This is a genomic window from Gluconobacter potus, from assembly GCF_015244705.1.
In the GTDB taxonomy this organism is placed as follows: Bacteria; Pseudomonadota; Alphaproteobacteria; order Acetobacterales; family Acetobacteraceae; genus Gluconobacter; species Gluconobacter potus.
In genome coordinates this window covers 765,072-781,545 of the sequence record NZ_JABCQF010000001.1, presented here as the reverse complement: position 1 = coordinate 781,545, position 16,474 = coordinate 765,072, and the positions used below count along the sequence as shown (strand labels likewise).

The 16,474-nt window shown below is 58.6% G+C and carries 30 protein-coding genes; all 30 read right to left on the bottom strand.

Annotation, left to right across the window (positions count from 1 at the left end; translation table 11 throughout):
• Window positions 1–10: 10 nt before the first annotated feature.
• The 30 genes from HKD31_RS03450 to rpsJ all read right to left on the bottom strand — a co-directional run bounded on the left by HKD31_RS03450 (window position 11) and on the right by rpsJ (window position 16,424).
• Window positions 11–181 (bottom strand): DUF1328 domain-containing protein, encoded by a 171-nt coding sequence (locus HKD31_RS03450; protein ID WP_011251938.1) that lies wholly within the window; start codon window positions 179–181, stop codon window positions 11–13.
• A gap of 61 nt (window positions 182–242) precedes the next feature.
• Window positions 243–467 carry a hypothetical protein gene (locus HKD31_RS03445; RefSeq protein WP_194263615.1) on the bottom strand — a complete coding sequence of 75 codons (225 nt, stop codon included), beginning with the start codon at window positions 465–467 and terminating at the stop codon, window positions 243–245.
• A 106-nt stretch (window positions 468–573) separates the two neighbouring features.
• Window positions 574–1,884 carry an MFS transporter gene (locus HKD31_RS03440; RefSeq protein WP_194263616.1) on the bottom strand — a complete coding sequence of 437 codons (1,311 nt, stop codon included), beginning with the start codon at window positions 1,882–1,884 and terminating at the stop codon, window positions 574–576.
• A gap of 338 nt (window positions 1,885–2,222) precedes the next feature.
• Window positions 2,223–2,645, bottom strand: a complete 423-nt coding sequence (gene rplQ / locus HKD31_RS03435) for a 50S ribosomal protein L17 (protein ID WP_062496108.1) — start codon at window positions 2,643–2,645, stop codon at window positions 2,223–2,225.
• A 27-nt stretch (window positions 2,646–2,672) separates the two neighbouring features.
• Window positions 2,673–3,692, bottom strand: coding sequence for a DNA-directed RNA polymerase subunit alpha (locus tag HKD31_RS03430; RefSeq protein WP_011251942.1), 1,020 nt, complete (start codon window positions 3,690–3,692; stop codon window positions 2,673–2,675).
• A gap of 132 nt (window positions 3,693–3,824) precedes the next feature.
• Entirely contained in the window at window positions 3,825–4,217 is a 393-nt protein-coding gene (gene rpsK, locus HKD31_RS03425; RefSeq protein WP_011251943.1) for a 30S ribosomal protein S11, read from the bottom strand.
• A gap of 57 nt (window positions 4,218–4,274) precedes the next feature.
• Entirely contained in the window at window positions 4,275–4,652 is a 378-nt protein-coding gene (gene rpsM / locus HKD31_RS03420; protein ID WP_011251944.1) for a 30S ribosomal protein S13, read from the bottom strand.
• A 216-nt stretch (window positions 4,653–4,868) separates the two neighbouring features.
• Window positions 4,869–5,450 carry an adenylate kinase gene (locus tag HKD31_RS03415; RefSeq protein ID WP_062457593.1) on the bottom strand — a complete coding sequence of 194 codons (582 nt, stop codon included), beginning with the start codon at window positions 5,448–5,450 and terminating at the stop codon, window positions 4,869–4,871.
• Window positions 5,447–6,820 carry a preprotein translocase subunit SecY gene (gene secY / locus HKD31_RS03410; RefSeq protein ID WP_194263617.1) on the bottom strand — a complete coding sequence of 458 codons (1,374 nt, stop codon included), beginning with the start codon at window positions 6,818–6,820 and terminating at the stop codon, window positions 5,447–5,449. The genes HKD31_RS03415 and secY overlap by 4 nt, the downstream gene beginning before the upstream one ends.
• A 97-nt stretch (window positions 6,821–6,917) precedes the next feature.
• Window positions 6,918–7,406: a 50S ribosomal protein L15 gene (gene rplO / locus HKD31_RS03405; protein WP_062448930.1), complete on the bottom strand. Its 489-nt coding sequence runs from the start codon at window positions 7,404–7,406 to the stop codon at window positions 6,918–6,920.
• Window position 7,407: 1 nt separating this feature from the next.
• Window positions 7,408–7,596 carry a 50S ribosomal protein L30 gene (gene rpmD / locus HKD31_RS03400; RefSeq protein WP_011251948.1) on the bottom strand — a complete coding sequence of 63 codons (189 nt, stop codon included), beginning with the start codon at window positions 7,594–7,596 and terminating at the stop codon, window positions 7,408–7,410.
• Window positions 7,589–8,164, bottom strand: a complete 576-nt coding sequence (gene rpsE / locus HKD31_RS03395) for a 30S ribosomal protein S5 (protein ID WP_011251949.1) — start codon at window positions 8,162–8,164, stop codon at window positions 7,589–7,591. Before rpsE ends, rpmD begins: the two co-directional genes overlap by 8 nt.
• A gap of 12 nt (window positions 8,165–8,176) precedes the next feature.
• Window positions 8,177–8,539 (bottom strand): 50S ribosomal protein L18, encoded by a 363-nt coding sequence (gene rplR, locus HKD31_RS03390; RefSeq protein ID WP_194263618.1) that lies wholly within the window; start codon window positions 8,537–8,539, stop codon window positions 8,177–8,179.
• Complete coding sequence (rplF, locus tag HKD31_RS03385; RefSeq protein WP_011251951.1) at window positions 8,539–9,075, bottom strand: 50S ribosomal protein L6; 537 nt, start codon at window positions 9,073–9,075, stop codon at window positions 8,539–8,541. The genes rplR and rplF overlap by 1 nt, the downstream gene beginning before the upstream one ends.
• Window positions 9,076–9,085: 10 nt before the next feature.
• Window positions 9,086–9,484, bottom strand: a complete 399-nt coding sequence (rpsH, locus tag HKD31_RS03380) for a 30S ribosomal protein S8 (protein ID WP_011251952.1) — start codon at window positions 9,482–9,484, stop codon at window positions 9,086–9,088.
• 12 nt (window positions 9,485–9,496) lie between these two features.
• Window positions 9,497–9,802, bottom strand: a complete 306-nt coding sequence (rpsN, locus tag HKD31_RS03375; protein WP_011251953.1) for a 30S ribosomal protein S14 — start codon at window positions 9,800–9,802, stop codon at window positions 9,497–9,499.
• A 132-nt stretch (window positions 9,803–9,934) separates the two neighbouring features.
• The gene (rplE, locus tag HKD31_RS03370) at window positions 9,935–10,498 is read right to left on the bottom strand and encodes a 50S ribosomal protein L5 (protein WP_011251954.1); all 564 of its coding nucleotides are present in this window, start codon (window positions 10,496–10,498) and stop codon (window positions 9,935–9,937) included.
• An 11-nt stretch (window positions 10,499–10,509) separates the two neighbouring features.
• Window positions 10,510–10,830: a 50S ribosomal protein L24 gene (rplX, locus tag HKD31_RS03365; RefSeq protein WP_011251955.1), complete on the bottom strand. Its 321-nt coding sequence runs from the start codon at window positions 10,828–10,830 to the stop codon at window positions 10,510–10,512.
• Window positions 10,830–11,198: a 50S ribosomal protein L14 gene (gene rplN, locus HKD31_RS03360; protein WP_011251956.1), complete on the bottom strand. Its 369-nt coding sequence runs from the start codon at window positions 11,196–11,198 to the stop codon at window positions 10,830–10,832. Before rplN ends, rplX begins: the two co-directional genes overlap by 1 nt.
• A 12-nt stretch (window positions 11,199–11,210) precedes the next feature.
• Window positions 11,211–11,483 (bottom strand): 30S ribosomal protein S17, encoded by a 273-nt coding sequence (gene rpsQ / locus HKD31_RS03355; protein WP_024717239.1) that lies wholly within the window; start codon window positions 11,481–11,483, stop codon window positions 11,211–11,213.
• 13 nt (window positions 11,484–11,496) lie between these two features.
• A complete protein-coding gene (rpmC, locus tag HKD31_RS03350; RefSeq protein ID WP_011251958.1) occupies window positions 11,497–11,730 on the bottom strand; it encodes a 50S ribosomal protein L29 in 234 nt (77 codons plus the stop codon).
• Window positions 11,730–12,146: a 50S ribosomal protein L16 gene (gene rplP / locus HKD31_RS03345; protein WP_011251959.1), complete on the bottom strand. Its 417-nt coding sequence runs from the start codon at window positions 12,144–12,146 to the stop codon at window positions 11,730–11,732. The genes rpmC and rplP overlap by 1 nt, the downstream gene beginning before the upstream one ends.
• 57 nt (window positions 12,147–12,203) lie before the next feature.
• Window positions 12,204–12,881, bottom strand: a complete 678-nt coding sequence (gene rpsC / locus HKD31_RS03340) for a 30S ribosomal protein S3 (RefSeq protein WP_011251960.1) — start codon at window positions 12,879–12,881, stop codon at window positions 12,204–12,206.
• Between the two features lie 3 nt (window positions 12,882–12,884).
• Entirely contained in the window at window positions 12,885–13,313 is a 429-nt protein-coding gene (gene rplV, locus HKD31_RS03335) for a 50S ribosomal protein L22 (RefSeq protein ID WP_011251961.1), read from the bottom strand.
• 2 nt (window positions 13,314–13,315) lie between these two features.
• A complete protein-coding gene (rpsS, locus tag HKD31_RS03330; RefSeq protein ID WP_011251962.1) occupies window positions 13,316–13,594 on the bottom strand; it encodes a 30S ribosomal protein S19 in 279 nt (92 codons plus the stop codon).
• 16 nt (window positions 13,595–13,610) lie between these two features.
• Window positions 13,611–14,441 (bottom strand): 50S ribosomal protein L2, encoded by an 831-nt coding sequence (rplB, locus tag HKD31_RS03325; RefSeq protein WP_011251963.1) that lies wholly within the window; start codon window positions 14,439–14,441, stop codon window positions 13,611–13,613.
• 16 nt (window positions 14,442–14,457) lie between these two features.
• Complete coding sequence (locus HKD31_RS03320; protein WP_172492046.1) at window positions 14,458–14,754, bottom strand: 50S ribosomal protein L23; 297 nt, start codon at window positions 14,752–14,754, stop codon at window positions 14,458–14,460.
• A 41-nt stretch (window positions 14,755–14,795) separates the two neighbouring features.
• Entirely contained in the window at window positions 14,796–15,410 is a 615-nt protein-coding gene (rplD, locus tag HKD31_RS03315) for a 50S ribosomal protein L4 (protein WP_194263619.1), read from the bottom strand.
• 11 nt (window positions 15,411–15,421) lie between these two features.
• Window positions 15,422–16,105, bottom strand: a complete 684-nt coding sequence (rplC, locus tag HKD31_RS03310) for a 50S ribosomal protein L3 (protein ID WP_041110841.1) — start codon at window positions 16,103–16,105, stop codon at window positions 15,422–15,424.
• 10 nt (window positions 16,106–16,115) lie between these two features.
• The gene (rpsJ, locus tag HKD31_RS03305) at window positions 16,116–16,424 is read right to left on the bottom strand and encodes a 30S ribosomal protein S10 (RefSeq protein WP_007282720.1); all 309 of its coding nucleotides are present in this window, start codon (window positions 16,422–16,424) and stop codon (window positions 16,116–16,118) included.
• Between the last annotated feature and the right edge of the window lie 50 nt (window positions 16,425–16,474).

Here is a 16,474-nt window from a genome sequence, read left to right as displayed (position 1 = left end):
CCTGCCGGGCTCAGAGAGCGTGCAGCCCCGCGACACCTGCGAGAATGGCCAGCACTGCCAGCACGAGGAAGACGATGAAGAACAGCTTGGCAATCCCAGCCGTTGCGGCCGAAATACCGGAAAAACCGAAAACACCGGCAATGATGGAAATGATAAAGAAAACAATCGCATAGTGCAACATGACGCAGGCTCCTCGCCCAAGAGTTCGTGGTCATGTCGTAACGTGACGAGCCTACGGAAGTTTAACTTTTCCGAAAAAGACCTTTTCCCAACAAAATCCCGATGAAAAACGAGGTCAGTAACCAGAACAGTGGCTGATCGACCATCAAATCGCTGACAAGTGCCTCTGTTTCTCTTGCAGCACTGGAAACTTTTTTCTCAAGACCGTTCATCCAGGGACAGGCGCTGGCATCGTCCTGCAACCGCCCTAACCCTGCCTCCAGATACTGTTCCAGATCGGCGTCCATAGCTCTTCTCCTTGACATGACTGCCTCCCAACGCGGAAGGGGGCAGCCCGATCCCGGACTGCCCCCTTCTTTTACAGCGTCAGGGAGATGACGGAATGCCCTGAACTCAGTGACCGACAGCCGGCGCGGTTTCGCCCCGCGCCGCAGCCTCTTCGCTGTAACGGCGTGCTTCCGGCGAGATGGTCAGAGCCATCGTCATGCCAGCAGAGGCCAGATAGATCACGGCAAAGGTCCAGATCACATACTGCATGCCCGGACCGAAGACAGCTTCACAGCCAGCCACGACTGCCGGACCAACCCAAGTGGACGCACCAGCACCCAATCCCAGAATGGACAAGGCAGCGGCTTTCTCACGCGGGCAGATCTGCGGCATCAGGCCGGACAGCGGAACAAAGGCTGCCACGGTCGCACCATAGAAGATACCTGCGGCGGCCACGGCCCAGAAGTTTCCGGGGAACCACAGCGGCACATAATAGAACAGCGGAATGGCGATAAAGCCACCGATCCCACCGAAGACGGCCACAACAAAACGATGCCCCAGCGTATCGGCGACCATGCCCGAAACAAGATTGAACAGGATGTTGCTCAGGAAGATGAGTGACAGCAGGTTCAGCCATTGTTCCAGAGAAAATCCCAGATGATCCACGAAGAACGCTGGCATGATGGCCAGGAAGGCATATTCCGAAGACGTATCGATCACGCGGACGATACCAGCAATCAGCGTCTTGGGCTCACGCCACATGATGCTCATGGATCCGAAGAAGATGTCCCGGGCCGGGATATGCTCCGGCAGAAGACGCTTCTTGCCCGTCGGTTCATGCGTGAACAGCAGGGCGACCAGGCCACCTACGATCACCAACCCCAGCGAACACCAGAAGGTCCGAAGCTCGCCGATTTCCGGGATGGCAAAACGTGCGAACTGCGAACCGAGAGTCGGCAGACCGGCAGAGAAGGAAAACCAGAACCAACCGGCAGCAGACCCCAGCATCGCTGTCGGCGTGGCGGCAGCGATCCAGACAAGAAAACCATACGCAAAGAGCGGATAGGCAAACCCACGCAGTGTATAGAAAAGCAGGATCATCGGCCCACTGTTCGGCCCCAGACCGAAGGACAGGAAGCCGACTTCAAGAATGGTCCACAGAATGAGACCAAGCCACATGACTTTCTTGGGGCCCATGAGATCGGACAGCGGCCCGGAGAACCAGGCCGCGATCATCACGGTGACACCGTAGAAAGTGAACATTTCGTTCACGAAACCCTGCGTATGGCCGTGATGAAGCATGTAGGTATCGAGATACCCCGCCTCCACGCCATCACCGACCATGAACAGGAGCTGTCCCACAAATGCCCAGAACAGGGCTCTGGGTATCCCAAGGGTTTCCGCAAGCCCATGTTTAGGGGGGGAAGATTCGGACATTATAACGCTCTCCAAACGCTGGACGCATCACGAACCCATCCAGGCCTCATTGCCGGGATACATATTCGATGCGTCGTGGCAGGCCCTACGAGAGTGCTCGGACCTGTTTCTCAGAATTGTGCAGACCCACCGCGAAGAACGGCGGAGCGTTCTCCAAAAGGGCGGGAACCGCTCCCGTGAGGAAACGGAATTTCACGCTGTCCCGACACAGGACAGGAATGGGTCTGCAAAGAGTGGGGACTGCATATCACACAACATCGTGGCAAAGAAACCACGAATCAAAAAAGGCCGGAGCATTCCTGCTCCGGCCTTTTTCAAATCTTCGAAAACAGAGAGCCTCAGGCGGCTTCCTGCTCCTCTGCAACGTTCTGCTTCGGTCCGCTGTCCTGGCCCTTTGCGGCGACATCACGATCGATCAGTTCGATCACGGCCATATCGGCATTGTCGCCATAACGGACGCCCGCCTTCAGCACGCGGGAGTAGCCACCGGCACGTCCCTTGTAACGCTCGGCCACAGCCGAGAACAGCTTCGTCACGACGGCGTCGTCACGCAGCTGTGCGAAAGCCTGACGGCGGGCGTGCAGATCGCCACGCTTGCCGAGCGTGATCAGCTTCTCGACCACCGGGCGAAGTTCCTTCGCCTTCGGCAGCGTCGTCGTGATCTGCTCGTGCTTGATGAGAGCCACGGCCATGTTGCGGAACATGGCAGCGCGGTGAGAAGAGGTGACGTTGAGCTTACGCCCGCTCACACCATGACGCATTGCTAGTTTTCCTTACCTTGAAAGTTCTCAGAACGTCTCGTCGAGACGCTTGGCCAGATCCTCGATGTTCTCGGGCGGCCAGGCCGGGACGCTCATGCCGAGCGACAGCCCCATACCGGTGAGAACTTCCTTGATCTCGTTGAGCGACTTGCGCCCGAAATTAGGCGTGCGGAGCATTTCCTGTTCGGACTTCTGCACCAGATCGCCAATATAGACAATGTTGTCGTTCTTGAGGCAGTTGGCGCTACGCACCGACAGCTCGAGCTCGTCAACCTTGCGGAGAAGATTGCGGTTGAACGGCAGGTCATCCTGCGGCTCTTCATGCTGGACCGGACGCGGCTCATCGAAGTTGATGAACAGCTGCAGCTGATCCTGAAGAATCCGGGCTGCAAGAGCCAGGCTGTCTTCGGGCGTCACCGCACCATTGGTCTCAACCGTCAACAGCAGCTTGTCATAGTCAGTAACCTGACCGACACGCGTCTGCTCGATCTTGTAGGACACGCGGCGCACCGGCGAGTAGATCGCATCGATGGGAATCAGGCCAATCGGGGCATCTTCCGGACGGTTTGCTGCTGCTGCAACATAGCCCTTGCCCATATTGACGGTGAATTCCATGCCGAGCTTCACGCCGTCATCGAGCGTGCAGATCACGAGATCAGGGTTCATGATCTCGATGTCATGACCCGCCTGGATCTGGCCAGCCGTCACTTCACCCGGGCCCGTGGCCGTCAGGATCATGCGCTTGGGGCCTTCACCATGCATGCGAAGGGCGAGCTGCTTGACGTTCAGGACGATGTCCGTGACGTCTTCGCGAACACCCGGCACAGCGGAGAACTCATGCAGCACGCCATCGATCTGGATGGCGGTCACGGCAGCGCCCTGCAGCGACGACAGGAGAATACGCCGCAGTGCGTTACCAAGCGTCATGCCGAAGCCGCGTTCCAGAGGCTCGGCCACGACAGTGGCGATGCGCGAGGCAACCGGTCCGGGCTCGACTTCAAGCTTCTCCGGCTTGATGAGGGACTGCCAGTTTTTCTGGAGAACCAAGGTCGTGGCCTTTCAAACAACGAAGCACGCCAAGGGAAATTGGCGGCACCTGGGCCCGCACCAGAGGTGCGGCAAAAGATGCAATCACTTACAGATGCTGCGTATCGCGCACGATACGCAGCAAAGCATCACTCAGACGCGACGACGCTTCCGGGGACGGCAGCCATTGTGCGGCACGGGCGTCATGTCGCGGATGGACGTAATGTTGAACCCTACGGCCTGAAGGGCACGGAGAGCGCTTTCACGCCCCGAACCCGGACCGGAGACCTCGATCTCAAGCGTTTCCATGCCATGCTCGCGTGCCTTGCGGCCGGCATCTTCTGCAGCGACCTGAGCAGCATACGGCGTGGACTTACGGGAGCCTTTGAACCCCTGCGCACCCGACGACGACCAGGCAATCGCGTTGCCCTGTGCGTCAGAAATGGTGATCATGGTGTTGTTGAACGTGGAAAGCACGTGAGCAACACCGGAAATGATATTTTTGCGTTCCTTTTTACGGATACGCGGAGCAGCGGCCTTGGCCATGAGAGAGGTCGTCCTAAAAGTTTAACGAAAAACGTCGATGAAAATGTCAGGCGCGGATTAGCGCGTGACCTTCTTCTTACCAGCAATCGCCACGGCCTTGCCCTTGCGGGTACGGGCGTTCGTATGCGTGCGCTGACCGCGGACCGGCAGGCCACGACGGTGACGAAGGCCACGGTAGCAACCGAGGTCCATCAGACGCTTGATGTTCATTGCGGTCTCGCGACGGAGATCGCCTTCAACGCGCAGTTCGGAATCGATCAGCTCGCGGATCTTCACGATTTCATCATCAGACAGCTCGTTGACGCGCTTGGCATCGGGGATTTCGAGCTTGTTGCAGATGGACTGCGCCGTCGACGGGCCAATGCCGTAGACATAACGCAGGGCAATGACGACCCGCTTGTTGGTCGGAATGTTTACGCCGGCAATACGTGCCACGCCTGTTACTCCCATTGGAACGGCTCAGGGCCGTACCAGACTGTTACGTGCCCGGCCGTGGCCAGGTCGATTATCTCGCAGCCGGACCTGTCACCTGCCGATTCCGGCATGCGCATACACGGCCTGACTGCACCTGTGTCGAGGGCGCGCAATATACTGCCCACCCTACCTGAGTCAAATGATAGAGATCACTTTTTCGTGATTCTGTCAGAATGCTCAGTGTTTCTTCGCTGCCGCAACGATGGCATCGATCTCTTTGCCAACGCTCTCAACGTCTTTCATGCCATCAACATGCAGCAGACGCCCGGCCTTCTCATAATAAGGAAGGATGGGCGCGGTCTGCTTGCGATAGACATCCAGACGGGCACGGACCACATCGGGATTGTCATCCGGACGCCGCGTACCATCTTCGCCGCGACGGCTGGCGATCCGCTCGACGAGTTCCTCTTCGTTGACGTCCAGAAGGATAACGGCATCGATCGTCAGACCGCGCGCGGACAGCATGGTGTCCAGCGCCTCAGCCTGACTTTCGGTCCGCGGGAAGCCGTCAAGAATGAAGCCCCGCTCGCAGTCCGGCTGTGCAATCCGGTTCTGGATCATGGCAACAATGATCGGATCAGGGACAAACTGTCCCTTCTCCATGATCGCCTTGGCTTCGTTACCAATCGCCGAACCCGCAGCGACTTCCGCCCGCAGCATGTCGCCAGTGGAAATCTGCTTGAAGCCATAGAGAGCTTCAAGACGTTTGGCCTGGGTTCCCTTGCCTGCCCCCGGCGGCCCAAGAAGAATGATGTTCATCGACGCTTCGAGCCTCCCGGAATACCACCACGGGAACCGCGGCTACGCTGTTTGCGGATCAGGCCCGAATACTGGTGCGCCACCAGATGGGACTGAACCTGTGTCACCGTATCAATCGTGACCGACACGATAATGATCAGGCTGGTGCCACCGAAATAGAATGGCACGTTATATTTGCTGATCAGGATCTGCGGCAACAGGCAGACCACCACGAGATACATCGCACCGATCGCCGTCAGACGGGACAGGATCTTGTCGAAATACGTGGCGGTGCTTGCACCTGGACGAATGCCCGGGATGAAGCCCCCCTGCTTGCGCAGGTTCTCTGCCGTTTCCTCGGGATTGAACGTAATCGCCGCATAGAAATAGGAGAAAAAGAGGATCATCGCCGCATAGAACAGCATGTAAAGCGGCTGGCCCTGCCCCAGTTGCTGACCCAGAACCGAGAGCCATCCCGGCATCGAATGCCCGTTCATGAACCCGGAAATGGTCACCGGAATCAGAAGAACGGAAGATGCAAAGATCGGCGGAATAACGCCAGCCGTATTGACCTTCAGCGGCATGTGAGTGGAATCACCGCCAAAAATGCGGTTTCCAACCTGACGCTTCGGATACTGGATCACGACGCGGCGCTGTGCCTGCTCCATGAAGACGATGAAGCCGATGACCGCAATCGCCAGGATCAGAAAGATCACAACGAAAATAGGCGAAAGAGCCCCTGTCCGTCCCAACTCGAAAAGACTGGCCAGAGCATGCGGCAGGTTCGCCACGATACCCGCGAAAATGATGAGGGAAATCCCGTTTCCAACACCTCGGGACGTGATCTGCTCTCCAAGCCACATCAGGAACATCGTGCCGCCCACAAGCGTCACGACGCAGGATGCAATGAAGAACATCCCCGGGGCCACCACAGCATTCGCACCATGCGCCGTCATGTTCTCAAGCCCGACAGCAATGCCATAGGCCTGAAAAAGGGCGATGAAAACCGTAAGATAGCGCGTGTACTGATTGAGCTTCTTACGACCCGCCTCACCTTCCTTCTTCATTGCTTCCATGGACGGAAGCGCCGTGGAAAGAAGCTGGATGATGATCGAGGCACTGATATACGGCATGATGTTCAGCGCGAACACGGTCATACGCCCAAGCGCACCACCCGTGAACATGTCGAACATTCCCAGGATACCACCCTGATGCTGGGCAAGAAGCTGCCCCATCACGGTCGCATCGACGCCAGGAACCGGAATATACGTGCCAAGCCGATAGACGATCAGCGCACCTAGGGTGAACCAGATGCGCTTCTTGAGTTCGGTCGCCTTGGAAAACGAACTCATATTGAGATTGGCGGCGAGCTGCTCTGCTGCGGAAGCCATCCACCTGTCCTTTCATGAAAACAGCGTCGCCGCACGAGAGCACGGGACGCTGTTCACTATCCAACCCTATTCCGGGCCGAAGCCCGGAAAAGAAATATCAGGCGTCAGCCTGAGCTTCCTTCTTGGTTTCGAGCACCTTGACGGTGCCGCCAGCCTTCTCAACCGCAGCCAGAGCCGCAGCAGAAGCGCCAGCCACTTCGATGGTCACACCATGCGAAAGCTCACCATGGGCAAGAAGACGGACACCGGCCAGCTTGCTACCGTTGACGAGACCAGCCTTGCGCAGGGACTCCTCATTGACGGTTGCAGCCTTGTCCAGCTTTCCGCTTTCGATGGCCTTGGAGATCGCACCGAGGTTCACCGGAGCATATTCCTTGCGGAAGATGTTCACGAAGCCACGCTTCGGCATACGACGGTACAGCGGAAGCTGGCCACCCTCGAAGCCGTTGAGGGACACACCCTCACGAGCCTTCTGACCCTTGACGCCACGACCCGACGTCTTGCCCTTGCCGGACCCGATGCCGCGCCCGAGACGCTTCTTGCGATACCGAGAGCCCTCGTTATCGCGCAGTTCGTTGAGGTTCATTTCAACCCTCCACCTTGATGAGGTGGGCAACCTTGCGGATCATCCCACGCACGGCCGGAGTATCCTCCAGCGTGCGCGTGGAACCAATTCCACGCAGACCAAGACCGGTAATGGTCTCAGCCTGGCCCGGTTTACGACCGATGACCGATGCGATCTGCGTAACCTGGACGGTCTTGCCGTTCTCAGCCATTTGTCACCTCCGCTTCCGTCTGGCCCTGCTCGCGCTTGCCAAACAGTTCAGCAGCCTTCTTGCCGCGACGGGAAGCAACATGACGCGGGCTGCTGGCCTTCTCAAGCGCAGCAAAGGTCGCCTTGATCATGTTGTGCGGGTTCCGCGTGCCGAGGCTCTTGGCCACAACGTCATTGACGCCAAGGCTTTCGAACACTGCACGCATCGGACCACCGGCGATGATACCCGTACCGGCTTCAGCCGCACGGACAACAACCTTCCCAGCGCCGTAGTGACCGAACGTATCGTGATGAAGGGTACGACCCTCCTTCATCGGTACGCGGATCATCGTGCGCTTCGCGCGCTCAGTTGCCTTACGGATCGCCTCGGGAACTTCACGGGCTTTGCCCGCACCGTAACCAACGCGTCCCTTCTGGTCACCAACAACCACGAGGGCAGCGAACGCAAAACGGCGACCACCCTTCACGACCTTGGCGACACGGTTGATGGTTACGAGCTTGTCGACCAGATCATCGCCCTGCTCGCGCTCACGACCACCACGGCCGCCTTCTCTTGGCTCACGTGCCATGTGTGATCCTCCTTAGAACGAGAGTCCGCCCTCGCGGGCAGCCTCTGCCAGGGCTTTGACCCGGCCATGATACAGATAAGAGCCGCGGTCGAACACGACGGTCTTGACGCCAGCTGCAACACCGCGCTCGGCAATCAGCTTGCCGATAGCGGCAGCCGCAGACACGTCGGCGCCGGTCTTGCCAGCGTCGCGCAGCGTCTTTTCCAGCGTGGAAGCGCTGGCAAGTGTGCGACCCTGTGCATCGTCGATGATCTGGGCGTGAATGTGCTTGCTGGAACGGAAGACCGACAAACGCGGCCGGCCGCCGCTCTTGCGACGAAGCTGGAAGCGCAGCCGCTGACGGCGACGTTCCTGCAATCCTTGCTGCGATGCCATTACTTCTTCTTACCTTCCTTACGACGCAGAACCTCGGTCTCGTACCGAACACCCTTGCCCTTGTAAGGCTCAGGCTTGCGGAAGCTGCGAATATCGAGCGCAACCTGACCAACACGCTGCTTGTCGTTACCCTCAACGACAATCGCGGTCGGACGCGGAGTGGTGATCTTGATGCCTTCCGGAATCGGATAGACAACATCGTGCGAGAAACCGAGGTTCATCACCAGGTTGGAGCCCTGAACAGCAGCACGGAAACCCGTACCCTGAATTTCAAGCCCCTTGGAGAAGCCGTCGGACACACCCTTGACCGTATTGGCGATCAGAGCGCGGGTCGTTCCCCACATGGTCCAGTTTTCGCGGGAGCGACGACCGACAGGAGCGACGGAAACGTTGCTGCCCTCGATCTTGACTTCCACGTGACGGGACACCGGAACGGTCAGTTCACCGAGCTTACCCTTGGCCTTGAAGAAGCCATCAGCAACGGAAACCTGCACGCCAGCCGGAACTTCGACGGGATATTTACCTACGCGAGACATGCGATCCTCCTTAGAAGACGCGGCAGAGGACCTCGCCGCCAACGTTGGCAGCGCGAGCCTCGACGTCCGACAGGACGCCACGCGGGGTGGACAGGATCGACACACCAAGGCCGGCATAAACGCGCGGAAGTTCCTTGATCTTCGAGTAGACGCGACGGCCGGGCTTGGAAACGCGATGGATTTCCTTGATGACCGGCTGGCCTTCTACATACTTCAGCTCGATGCGGAGCTGTGCAACACCCTTGCGGAGTTCCTCAGCTGCGAAGCCACGGATGTAGCCCTCACGCTTCAGAGCTTCCAGAACGCTTGCGCGCAGCTTGGATGCAGGCGCAACGCAGACAGCATGACGGGCACGCTGCGCATTGCGGATCCGGGTCAGCATATCGCCCAGTGGATCAGACAAAGACATTCGATCTACCCTTTACCAGCTCGACTTGACCATGCCAGGAATCTGGCCGGCGGAGGCAAGATCACGCAGAGCAATACGGCTCAGCTCGAACTTACGATAGTTGGCACGGGGGCGACCAGAAAGCTTGCAACGCAGGCGGACGCGCGTGGCGGATCCATTACGCGGCATCTGGGCCAGCTTAAGGGTCGCATCAAAGCGGTCTTCAACCGACAGTGTGCGATCCTTGATGATGTTCTTGAGAGCGGTCCGCTTTTCCTTGTCGCGCTTCACCAGGGCAGCGCGATGGTTATTACGGTTTACCGCTGAGACCTTCGCCATCTCGAATTTTCTCCCGGAACCTGTCAGGCCTATCCCGACGGTTTTCCAATCAGCGTGTCTATAAAGGAAAGCGGCCTTCCAATGGAAGGCCGAATCCTGATTTTAACCGTGATCGGTCTGAAAAATTATGGATCAGCCGTTGAACGGCAGATCAAAGGCCTTCAGCAGGGCCTTTGCTTCAGCATCAGACTTGGCGCTGGTCACGAAAATGATGTCCATGCCGCGGACGGCATCGATCTTGTCATATTCGATCTCAGGAAACACGATCTGTTCCTTGATGCCCATGGCGAAGTTGCCATGTCCATCAAAGCCCTTGTTTGCCGGCAGACCGCGGAAATCGCGGATACGCGGCATGGCGATCGTCACCAGACGGTCAAGAAACTCGTACATGCGGGCACGACGGAGCGTGACCTTGCAGCCGATGGGCAGACCTTCACGGATCTTGAAGCCGGCAATAGCCTTGCGAGCAAGGGTCTTGACGGGCTTCTGACCGGAAATGACGGTCATTTCCGCAACAGCGGCATCAAGCTTCTTCTGGTCGCCGGCGGCTTCACCAACACCCATGTTCAGCACGATCTTCTCGAGCTTGGGAACCTGGAGTTCGTTGGCGTAACCGAACTGCTCACGCAGCTGCTTCTTCAGAACGTCTTCGTAGCGCTGGTGCAGACGCGGCAAAGCGTTTTTATATTCGCTCATTGTTGCGCTCCTCAGCCTTCGATCACTTCGCCGGTTGCCTTGGCAACGCGAACCTTGCGACCGTCTTCCAGAATACGGAAACCAACGCGCGTCGGCTTGCCGCTCTTCGGATCAACCAGCTTCAGGTTGGACAGGTGGATCGGCATTTCGCGCTCGATGATCCCACCTTCTCCACCCATGCGGTTGGGCTTCGTGTGACGCTTGGCAACTGCCACGCCACGCACAACAGCCTTCTCGGCCTTCGGCATCACGGCGAGGACTTCGCCACGAACGCCACGGGACTTGCCGGAGAGGACCAGAACCTGGTCACCCTTCTTGATACGAGCAGCCATTACAGCACCTCCGGAGCCAGCGAGATGATCTTCATGAACTTGCGCGCACGCAGTTCACGAACCACCGGGCCAAAGATACGCGTACCAATCGGCTCCTGCTGCTTGTTCAGCAGAACGGCAGCATTCTTGTCGAAACGGATGGCGGAGCCATCTGCACGACGGACCGGGTAGGAGGTGCGAACGATAACGGCCTGATGGACGTCACCCTTCTTCACCTTGCCGCGGGGAATTGCTTCCTTGACGGACACGACAATGACGTCGCCGACCGAGGCGGTCTTCCGCTTGGAACCGCCCAGCACCTTGATGCACTGCACCCGACGTGCGCCGGAATTGTCGGCGACGTCCAGGTTGGTCTCGGGATGAATCATGTGCCTACCCCCTTATGCGCTGACGGAAGAGGAGGCAGATGCCAGATCCTCTCCGTTGCGCGACACGACAGACCACGTCTTGCGCTTGGAGATCGGTGCGCATTCTTCAATGCGGACCAGATCGCCCGTCTGGCAGACGTTCTCTTCGTCATGAGCCGCATACTTCTTGGAGCGGCGAATAAACTTCTTGTAGAGCGGATGCATGATGCGACGATCGACAAGAACGGTAACCGTCTTGTCCATCTTGTCGCTCGTGACCCTACCCGTCAGGACGCGCCTTGGCATCGTCCGTCTCCTCTCAGGACTTAGCGGCGGACGTTTTGGCGCCCGCACGGTTCTTCGATTGATGAGCCAGTGTCTTGATACGTGCTACTGCACGGCGCACGACCTTGACGCGGCTTGTGTTCTCCGACTGCCCGGTGGCAGCCGAAAAACGGTGGTTGATCTGTTCGCGCTTGAGATCGAGCAGAAGAGCGTTCAGCTCGTCCTCGCTCTTCGCGCGCAGATCGGCAGGCTTGTACGTGTCGGCCATTACGCGTCTCCGATACGCTGAACGAACTTGGTCTTGATCGGAAGCTTTGCAGCACCCAGGCTCAGGGCCAGCTTGGCAACCTCAGGCGGAACGCCTTCGATCTCGAACAGGATACGACCCGGCTTGACACGTGCTGCCCAGTACTCGGGGTTACCCTTACCGGAGCCCATACGCACTTCTGCAGGTTTTGTCGAGACCGGAGTGTCCGGAAAGATACGAATCCACACACGACCGGCACGCTTCATGGCACGCGTGATCGCACGACGGGAGGCTTCGATCTGGCGAGCGGTGATCCGCTCCGGCTCCAGCGCCTTCAGGCCGAAGGCACCGAAGTTCAGCTGGGTTCCGCTTTTCGCCAGACCGTGAATGCGGCCCTTGTGGGCCTTACGAAACTTTGTCCGCTTCGGGGAAAGCATGTTGTTAAATCCTCAAATCAGCACCAGCAAAGGAACTGTGAGCTTTCGCTCACAGTCTTAGCGCTGGGGAGCCTGCTCCGCAGCACGACGATCCTGTGCCAGCGGGTCATGAGCCAGGATCTCACCCTTGAAGATCCATACCTTCACACCGCAGGTGCCATACGTTGTCTTGGCGGTTGCCGTACCGTAATCGATGTCGGCGCGAAGTGTATGCAGGGGAACGCGTCCCTCACGATACTTTTCGGCACGAGCGATTTCAGCACCACCCAGACGACCACCGCAGGTAATACGGATGCCCTGGGCACCCAGACGCATTGCGGACTGAATTGCGCGCTTCATGGCACGACGGAAAGCAACACGACGTTCCAGCTGCTGAGCGATGTTCTCGGCAACGAGGGTCGCATCGATTTCCGGCTTGCGGATCTCGACGATGTTCAGCGCCACGTCGGTCTTCGCCATACGGCTCAGCTCCTTGCGGAGCGCGTCGATGTCCTGGCCCTTCTTGCCGATCACGACGCCCGGACGGGCAGCGTAGATCGTCACGCGGGGCTTCTTTGCCGGACGCTCGATAACAACGCGGGACACGCCTGCGCCGGACAGCTTGCGACGCAGGAATGCACGAAGCTTCAGATCTTCATGCAGCAGACGTGCGTAGTCTTGACCAGCGTACCAGCGGCTGTCCCAGGTACGGTTGACGCCGAGCCGAAGCCCGATCGGATTGACCTTGTGTCCCATGGATCAGGCTGCCTTCTGCTCTTTGTTGGTTCCGCGAGACGGCTTCGTCTCTTCCGGTGCTTCTGCACGCTCGGCAACAACAATCTTCAGGTGGCTGAAGAACTTCTCGACGCGAGCGGAACGGCCACGGCCACGAGCGTGGAAACGCTTCATGACGATGGACTTGCCCACTTCTGCCGTCTTGACCACCAGCTGATCGACATCGAGCTGGTGATTGTTCTCAGCGTTGGCCACGGCGCTCTCAAGAGTCTTCTTGACCTGCTGCGCGATACGACGACGCGAGAAGGTCAGAGCGGCGATAGCCTTGTCAGCCGGCTGGTTGCGGATCATTGCCGCGACCAGGTTCAGCTTGCGCGGGCTGACGCGGATGTTGCGGGCAACTGCCTGCGCTTCCGTGTCAGCGAGCGTGCGGATGTGCTTCGGCTTGCTCATTTTCAGCCCCGCTTCGACTTCTTGTCAGAGCCATGACCGGTGTAGGTCCGCGTCGGCGAGAATTCACCGAACTTGTGACCGACCATGTTCTCCGTGACCTGCACAGGCAGGAACTTGTGACCATTATAGACGCCGAACGTAAGCCCGACGAACTGCGGAAGGATCGTCGAACGACGCGACCAGATCTTGATCACTTCATTACGACCCGAAGCGCGGGACGCTTCAGCCTTACCGAACAGATACCCGTCAACGAACGGGCCCTTCCAGACGGAACGTGCCATCTCTGTTTGCCCCCTCTTACTTGCCGGACTTACGGCGACGGATGATCAGGCTATCCGTCTTCTTGTTAACACGCGTCTTGTAACCCTTGGTCGGAACACCCCACGGCGTAACCGGATGACGGCCACCAGAGGTCCGGCCTTCACCACCACCATGCGGATGGTCAACCGGGTTCATGACAACGCCACGGTTGTGCGGGCGACGTCCGAGCCAGCGGGAACGGCCGGCCTTGCCCATGTGCTGGTTCATGTTGTCGGGGTTAGACACGGCACCAACGGTTGCCATGCATTCACCGCGAACGAGACGCAGCTCACCGGACTGCAGCTTGACCTGTGCGTAGCCAGCGTCCTTGCCAACCAGCTGGGCATACGTGCCAGCGGAGCGGGCCAGCTTGCCACCAGCGCCCTGCTTCAGCTCGATGTTGTGCACGATCGTTCCGACCGGCATTGCACCCAGCGGCATGGCGTTGCCAGGCTTGACGTCCGTGTGGGCGCCGGAGATGACGCGATCGCCAACCTTCACGCGCTGCGGAGCAAGGATATAGGCGAGTTCGCCATCTTCATACTTGATCAGCGCAATGAATGCCGTGCGGTTCGGATCGTATTCGAGACGCTCGACCGTTGCGGCCACATCGAACTTGCGACGCTTGAAGTCGACATAACGATAGGACTGCTTGTGCCCGCCGCCACGGAAGCGAACCGTGGTGCGACCGTGATTGTTACGGCCACCCGACTTGTTCTTGCCTTCCGTCAGCTGCTTGACCGGCTTACCCTTGAAGAGTTCGCTGCGGTCAATCAGCACGGTGCCGCGTGTGCTCGGCGTCGTGGGATTAAAGTGCTTGAGTGCCATGGTATCCTACCCCGCGTCAGCCCAGCTTGGCTGTAAGGTCAATGGACTGACCTTCAGCAAGCTGTACATACGCCTTCTTGATGTCCGAGCGACGGCCGGGACGACCCTTGACGCGCTTGACCTTGCCCTTCTGGACCAGCGTGTTCACACCGGTAACCTTCACGTTGAAGAGCTTCTCAACCGCAGCCTTGATCTGAGGCTTCGTCGCACCGGGAGCGACCTTGAACACCACCTGGTTACGCTCGGAAAGAAGCGTAGCCTTTTCGGTGATCAGCGGTGCACGAACCACGTCGTACAGGGCTTCCTGCGACATGTTCTGTGCCGTCTTGTGTGCGTTCATGACGGTATTGGTGGTCATGCCAGACGCTCCTTAAGACCCTCAAGACCGGCGCGGGTGATGACCAGCACGTCGTGGTTGAGGATGTCATAGACGTTTGCACCAATGGTCGGCAGAACGTCGATCTTCGGCAGATTGGCGATTGCGCGAGCGAACTGCTCGTCAACAGCGCCATCAACGATCAGCGCGGACGTCCAGCCCAGGGCCTTGACCTTCGCTGCGGCTTCACGGGTCTTAGTGACACCGTTGGCTGCATCGAGAACGATCAGCTTGCCCTCGGCTGCCTTCTGCGACAGGGCGCAGATCAGGCCGAGACGACGGACCTTCTTGGGAAGGTCATAGCCATGGTCGCGAACGACCGGACCATGGACAACGCCACCCGTACGGAACTGCGGCGCGCGCAGGGAGCCCTGACGGGCAGAACCCGTGCCCTTCTGGCGATAAGGCTTCTTGGTCGTACCAGAAATCTCACCCATGCCCTTCGTACGGTGCGTACCGGCACGGCGCTTTGCAAGCTGCCAGTGCACAACACGCGCCATGATGTCAGAGCGCGGCGTGACCGCGAAAATCTCTTCCGGAAGCGCGACAGAGCCTGCGCTACCGTTATCGAGGGTCTTGATATCGTATTCCATGCCCCTCGTCCTCAACCGGCGGCCGCCACTGTTGCTGCCGGATACGGCGCATCAGCATGGCGAGCCTTCTTGATTGCATCGCGAATCAGCACAAGGCCGTTCTTCGCACCAGGAATTGCACCCCTGACCATGATCAGGTTGCGCTCTTCATCCACGGCAGCGATCTCAAGGTTCAGCGTGGTAACACGCTCGTCACCCATGTGACCTGCCATCTTCTTTCCCTTGAAGACCTTGCCAGGATCCTGGCGCTGGCCTGTAGAACCATGGGAACGGTGGCTGATGGAGACGCCGTGGGACGCTTCGAGACCTGCGAAGTTATGACGCTTCATAACACCCGCAAAACCCTTGCCCTTGCTCTGGCCCGTGACGTCAACTTTCTGCCCCACAACGAAGTGAGCAGCGGACAGCTTGGTTCCAGCTTCCAGCAGGGCGTCTTCAGAGACGCGGAACTCTGCCAGATGCTTCTTTGGCTCGACCTTGGTCCGGGCGAAATGGCCACGGTTCGCCTTGGTGACATTCTTCACCTTGGCATTACCAAGTCCGAGCTGAATGGCGGTATAGCCATCGCGCTCGTTCGTGCGGGCATCCACAACCTCGACATTGTCAAGATGAAGGACCGTCACAGGCACATGCGTGCCATCTTCCTTAAACAGCCGGGTCATTCCCAGCTTCTTTGCAATCAATCCGGTTCGCATCGTCTGGACCTTAGAGTTTGATCTCGACGTCCACGCCAGCGGCGAGGTCGAGCTTCATGAGGGCGTCCACGGTCTGCGGGGTCGGCTCGACAATGTCGAGCAGCCGGCGGTGAGTCCGAATTTCGAACTGTTCGCGGCTTTTCTTATCCACGTGTGGCGAACGGTTCACCGTGAACCGTTCGATATGCGTCGGCAGCGGGATCGGACCCCGAACCCGCGCACCCGTACGCTTCGCCGTGTTTACGATCTCCTTGGTGCTGTTGTCCAGCACGCGATGATCGTACGCCTTAAGGCGAATGCGGATGTTCTGGTTGTCCATGTTCTTGTTCGTCCAACTCAAAAATTCGGGTGTCGTCCTACTGCCATTGC

Excerpts from the sequence above, each read along its gene's own strand:
- rplC (WP_041110841.1), bottom strand. The coding sequence starts at position 16,105 with ATGCGAACCGGATTGATTGCAAAGAAGCTGGGAATGACCCGGCTGTTT.
- secY (WP_194263617.1), bottom strand. The coding sequence starts at position 6,820 with ATGGCTTCCGCAGCAGAGCAGCTCGCCGCCAATCTCAATATGAGTTCG.
- rpsK (WP_011251943.1), bottom strand. The coding sequence starts at position 4,217 with ATGGCCAAGGCCGCTGCTCCGCGTATCCGTAAAAAGGAACGCAAAAAT.
- rpsQ (WP_024717239.1), bottom strand. The coding sequence starts at position 11,483 with ATGCCAAGGCGCGTCCTGACGGGTAGGGTCACGAGCGACAAGATGGAC.
- rpsN (WP_011251953.1), bottom strand. The coding sequence starts at position 9,802 with ATGGCGAAGGTCTCAGCGGTAAACCGTAATAACCATCGCGCTGCCCTG.
- rpmC (WP_011251958.1), bottom strand. The coding sequence starts at position 11,730 with ATGGCCGACACGTACAAGCCTGCCGATCTGCGCGCGAAGAGCGAGGAC.
- rplB (WP_011251963.1), bottom strand. The coding sequence starts at position 14,441 with ATGGCACTCAAGCACTTTAATCCCACGACGCCGAGCACACGCGGCACC.
- rpsS (WP_011251962.1), bottom strand. The coding sequence starts at position 13,594 with ATGGCACGTTCCGTCTGGAAGGGCCCGTTCGTTGACGGGTATCTGTTC.
- rplD (WP_194263619.1), bottom strand. The coding sequence starts at position 15,410 with ATGGAATACGATATCAAGACCCTCGATAACGGTAGCGCAGGCTCTGTC.
- rplF (WP_011251951.1), bottom strand. The coding sequence starts at position 9,075 with ATGTCTCGCGTAGGTAAATATCCCGTCGAAGTTCCGGCTGGCGTGCAG.
- rplN (WP_011251956.1), bottom strand. The coding sequence starts at position 11,198 with ATGATTCATCCCGAGACCAACCTGGACGTCGCCGACAATTCCGGCGCA.
- rplP (WP_011251959.1), bottom strand. The coding sequence starts at position 12,146 with ATGCTTTCCCCGAAGCGGACAAAGTTTCGTAAGGCCCACAAGGGCCGC.
- rplE (WP_011251954.1), bottom strand. The coding sequence starts at position 10,498 with ATGAGCGAATATAAAAACGCTTTGCCGCGTCTGCACCAGCGCTACGAA.
- HKD31_RS03320 (WP_172492046.1), bottom strand. The coding sequence starts at position 14,754 with ATGTCGCAGGAAGCCCTGTACGACGTGGTTCGTGCACCGCTGATCACC.
- rplQ (WP_062496108.1), bottom strand. The coding sequence starts at position 2,645 with ATGCGTCATGGTGTGAGCGGGCGTAAGCTCAACGTCACCTCTTCTCAC.
- rpsH (WP_011251952.1), bottom strand. The coding sequence starts at position 9,484 with ATGTCTTTGTCTGATCCACTGGGCGATATGCTGACCCGGATCCGCAAT.
- rpsE (WP_011251949.1), bottom strand. The coding sequence starts at position 8,164 with ATGGCACGTGAGCCAAGAGAAGGCGGCCGTGGTGGTCGTGAGCGCGAG.
- rplX (WP_011251955.1), bottom strand. The coding sequence starts at position 10,830 with ATGGCTGCTCGTATCAAGAAGGGTGACCAGGTTCTGGTCCTCTCCGGC.
- HKD31_RS03445 (WP_194263615.1), bottom strand. The coding sequence starts at position 467 with ATGGACGCCGATCTGGAACAGTATCTGGAGGCAGGGTTAGGGCGGTTG.
- HKD31_RS03440 (WP_194263616.1), bottom strand. The coding sequence starts at position 1,884 with ATGTCCGAATCTTCCCCCCCTAAACATGGGCTTGCGGAAACCCTTGGG.
- rpsC (WP_011251960.1), bottom strand. The coding sequence starts at position 12,881 with ATGGGACACAAGGTCAATCCGATCGGGCTTCGGCTCGGCGTCAACCGT.
- HKD31_RS03415 (WP_062457593.1), bottom strand. The coding sequence starts at position 5,450 with ATGAACATCATTCTTCTTGGGCCGCCGGGGGCAGGCAAGGGAACCCAG.
- rpsJ (WP_007282720.1), bottom strand. The coding sequence starts at position 16,424 with ATGGACAACCAGAACATCCGCATTCGCCTTAAGGCGTACGATCATCGC.
- rplV (WP_011251961.1), bottom strand. The coding sequence starts at position 13,313 with ATGAGCAAGCCGAAGCACATCCGCACGCTCGCTGACACGGAAGCGCAG.
- rpmD (WP_011251948.1), bottom strand. The coding sequence starts at position 7,596 with ATGGCTGAGAACGGCAAGACCGTCCAGGTTACGCAGATCGCATCGGTC.
- HKD31_RS03450 (WP_011251938.1), bottom strand. The coding sequence starts at position 181 with ATGTTGCACTATGCGATTGTTTTCTTTATCATTTCCATCATTGCCGGT.
- rplO (WP_062448930.1), bottom strand. The coding sequence starts at position 7,406 with ATGAACCTCAACGAACTGCGCGATAACGAGGGCTCTCGGTATCGCAAG.
- rplR (WP_194263618.1), bottom strand. The coding sequence starts at position 8,539 with ATGGCATCGCAGCAAGGATTGCAGGAACGTCGCCGTCAGCGGCTGCGC.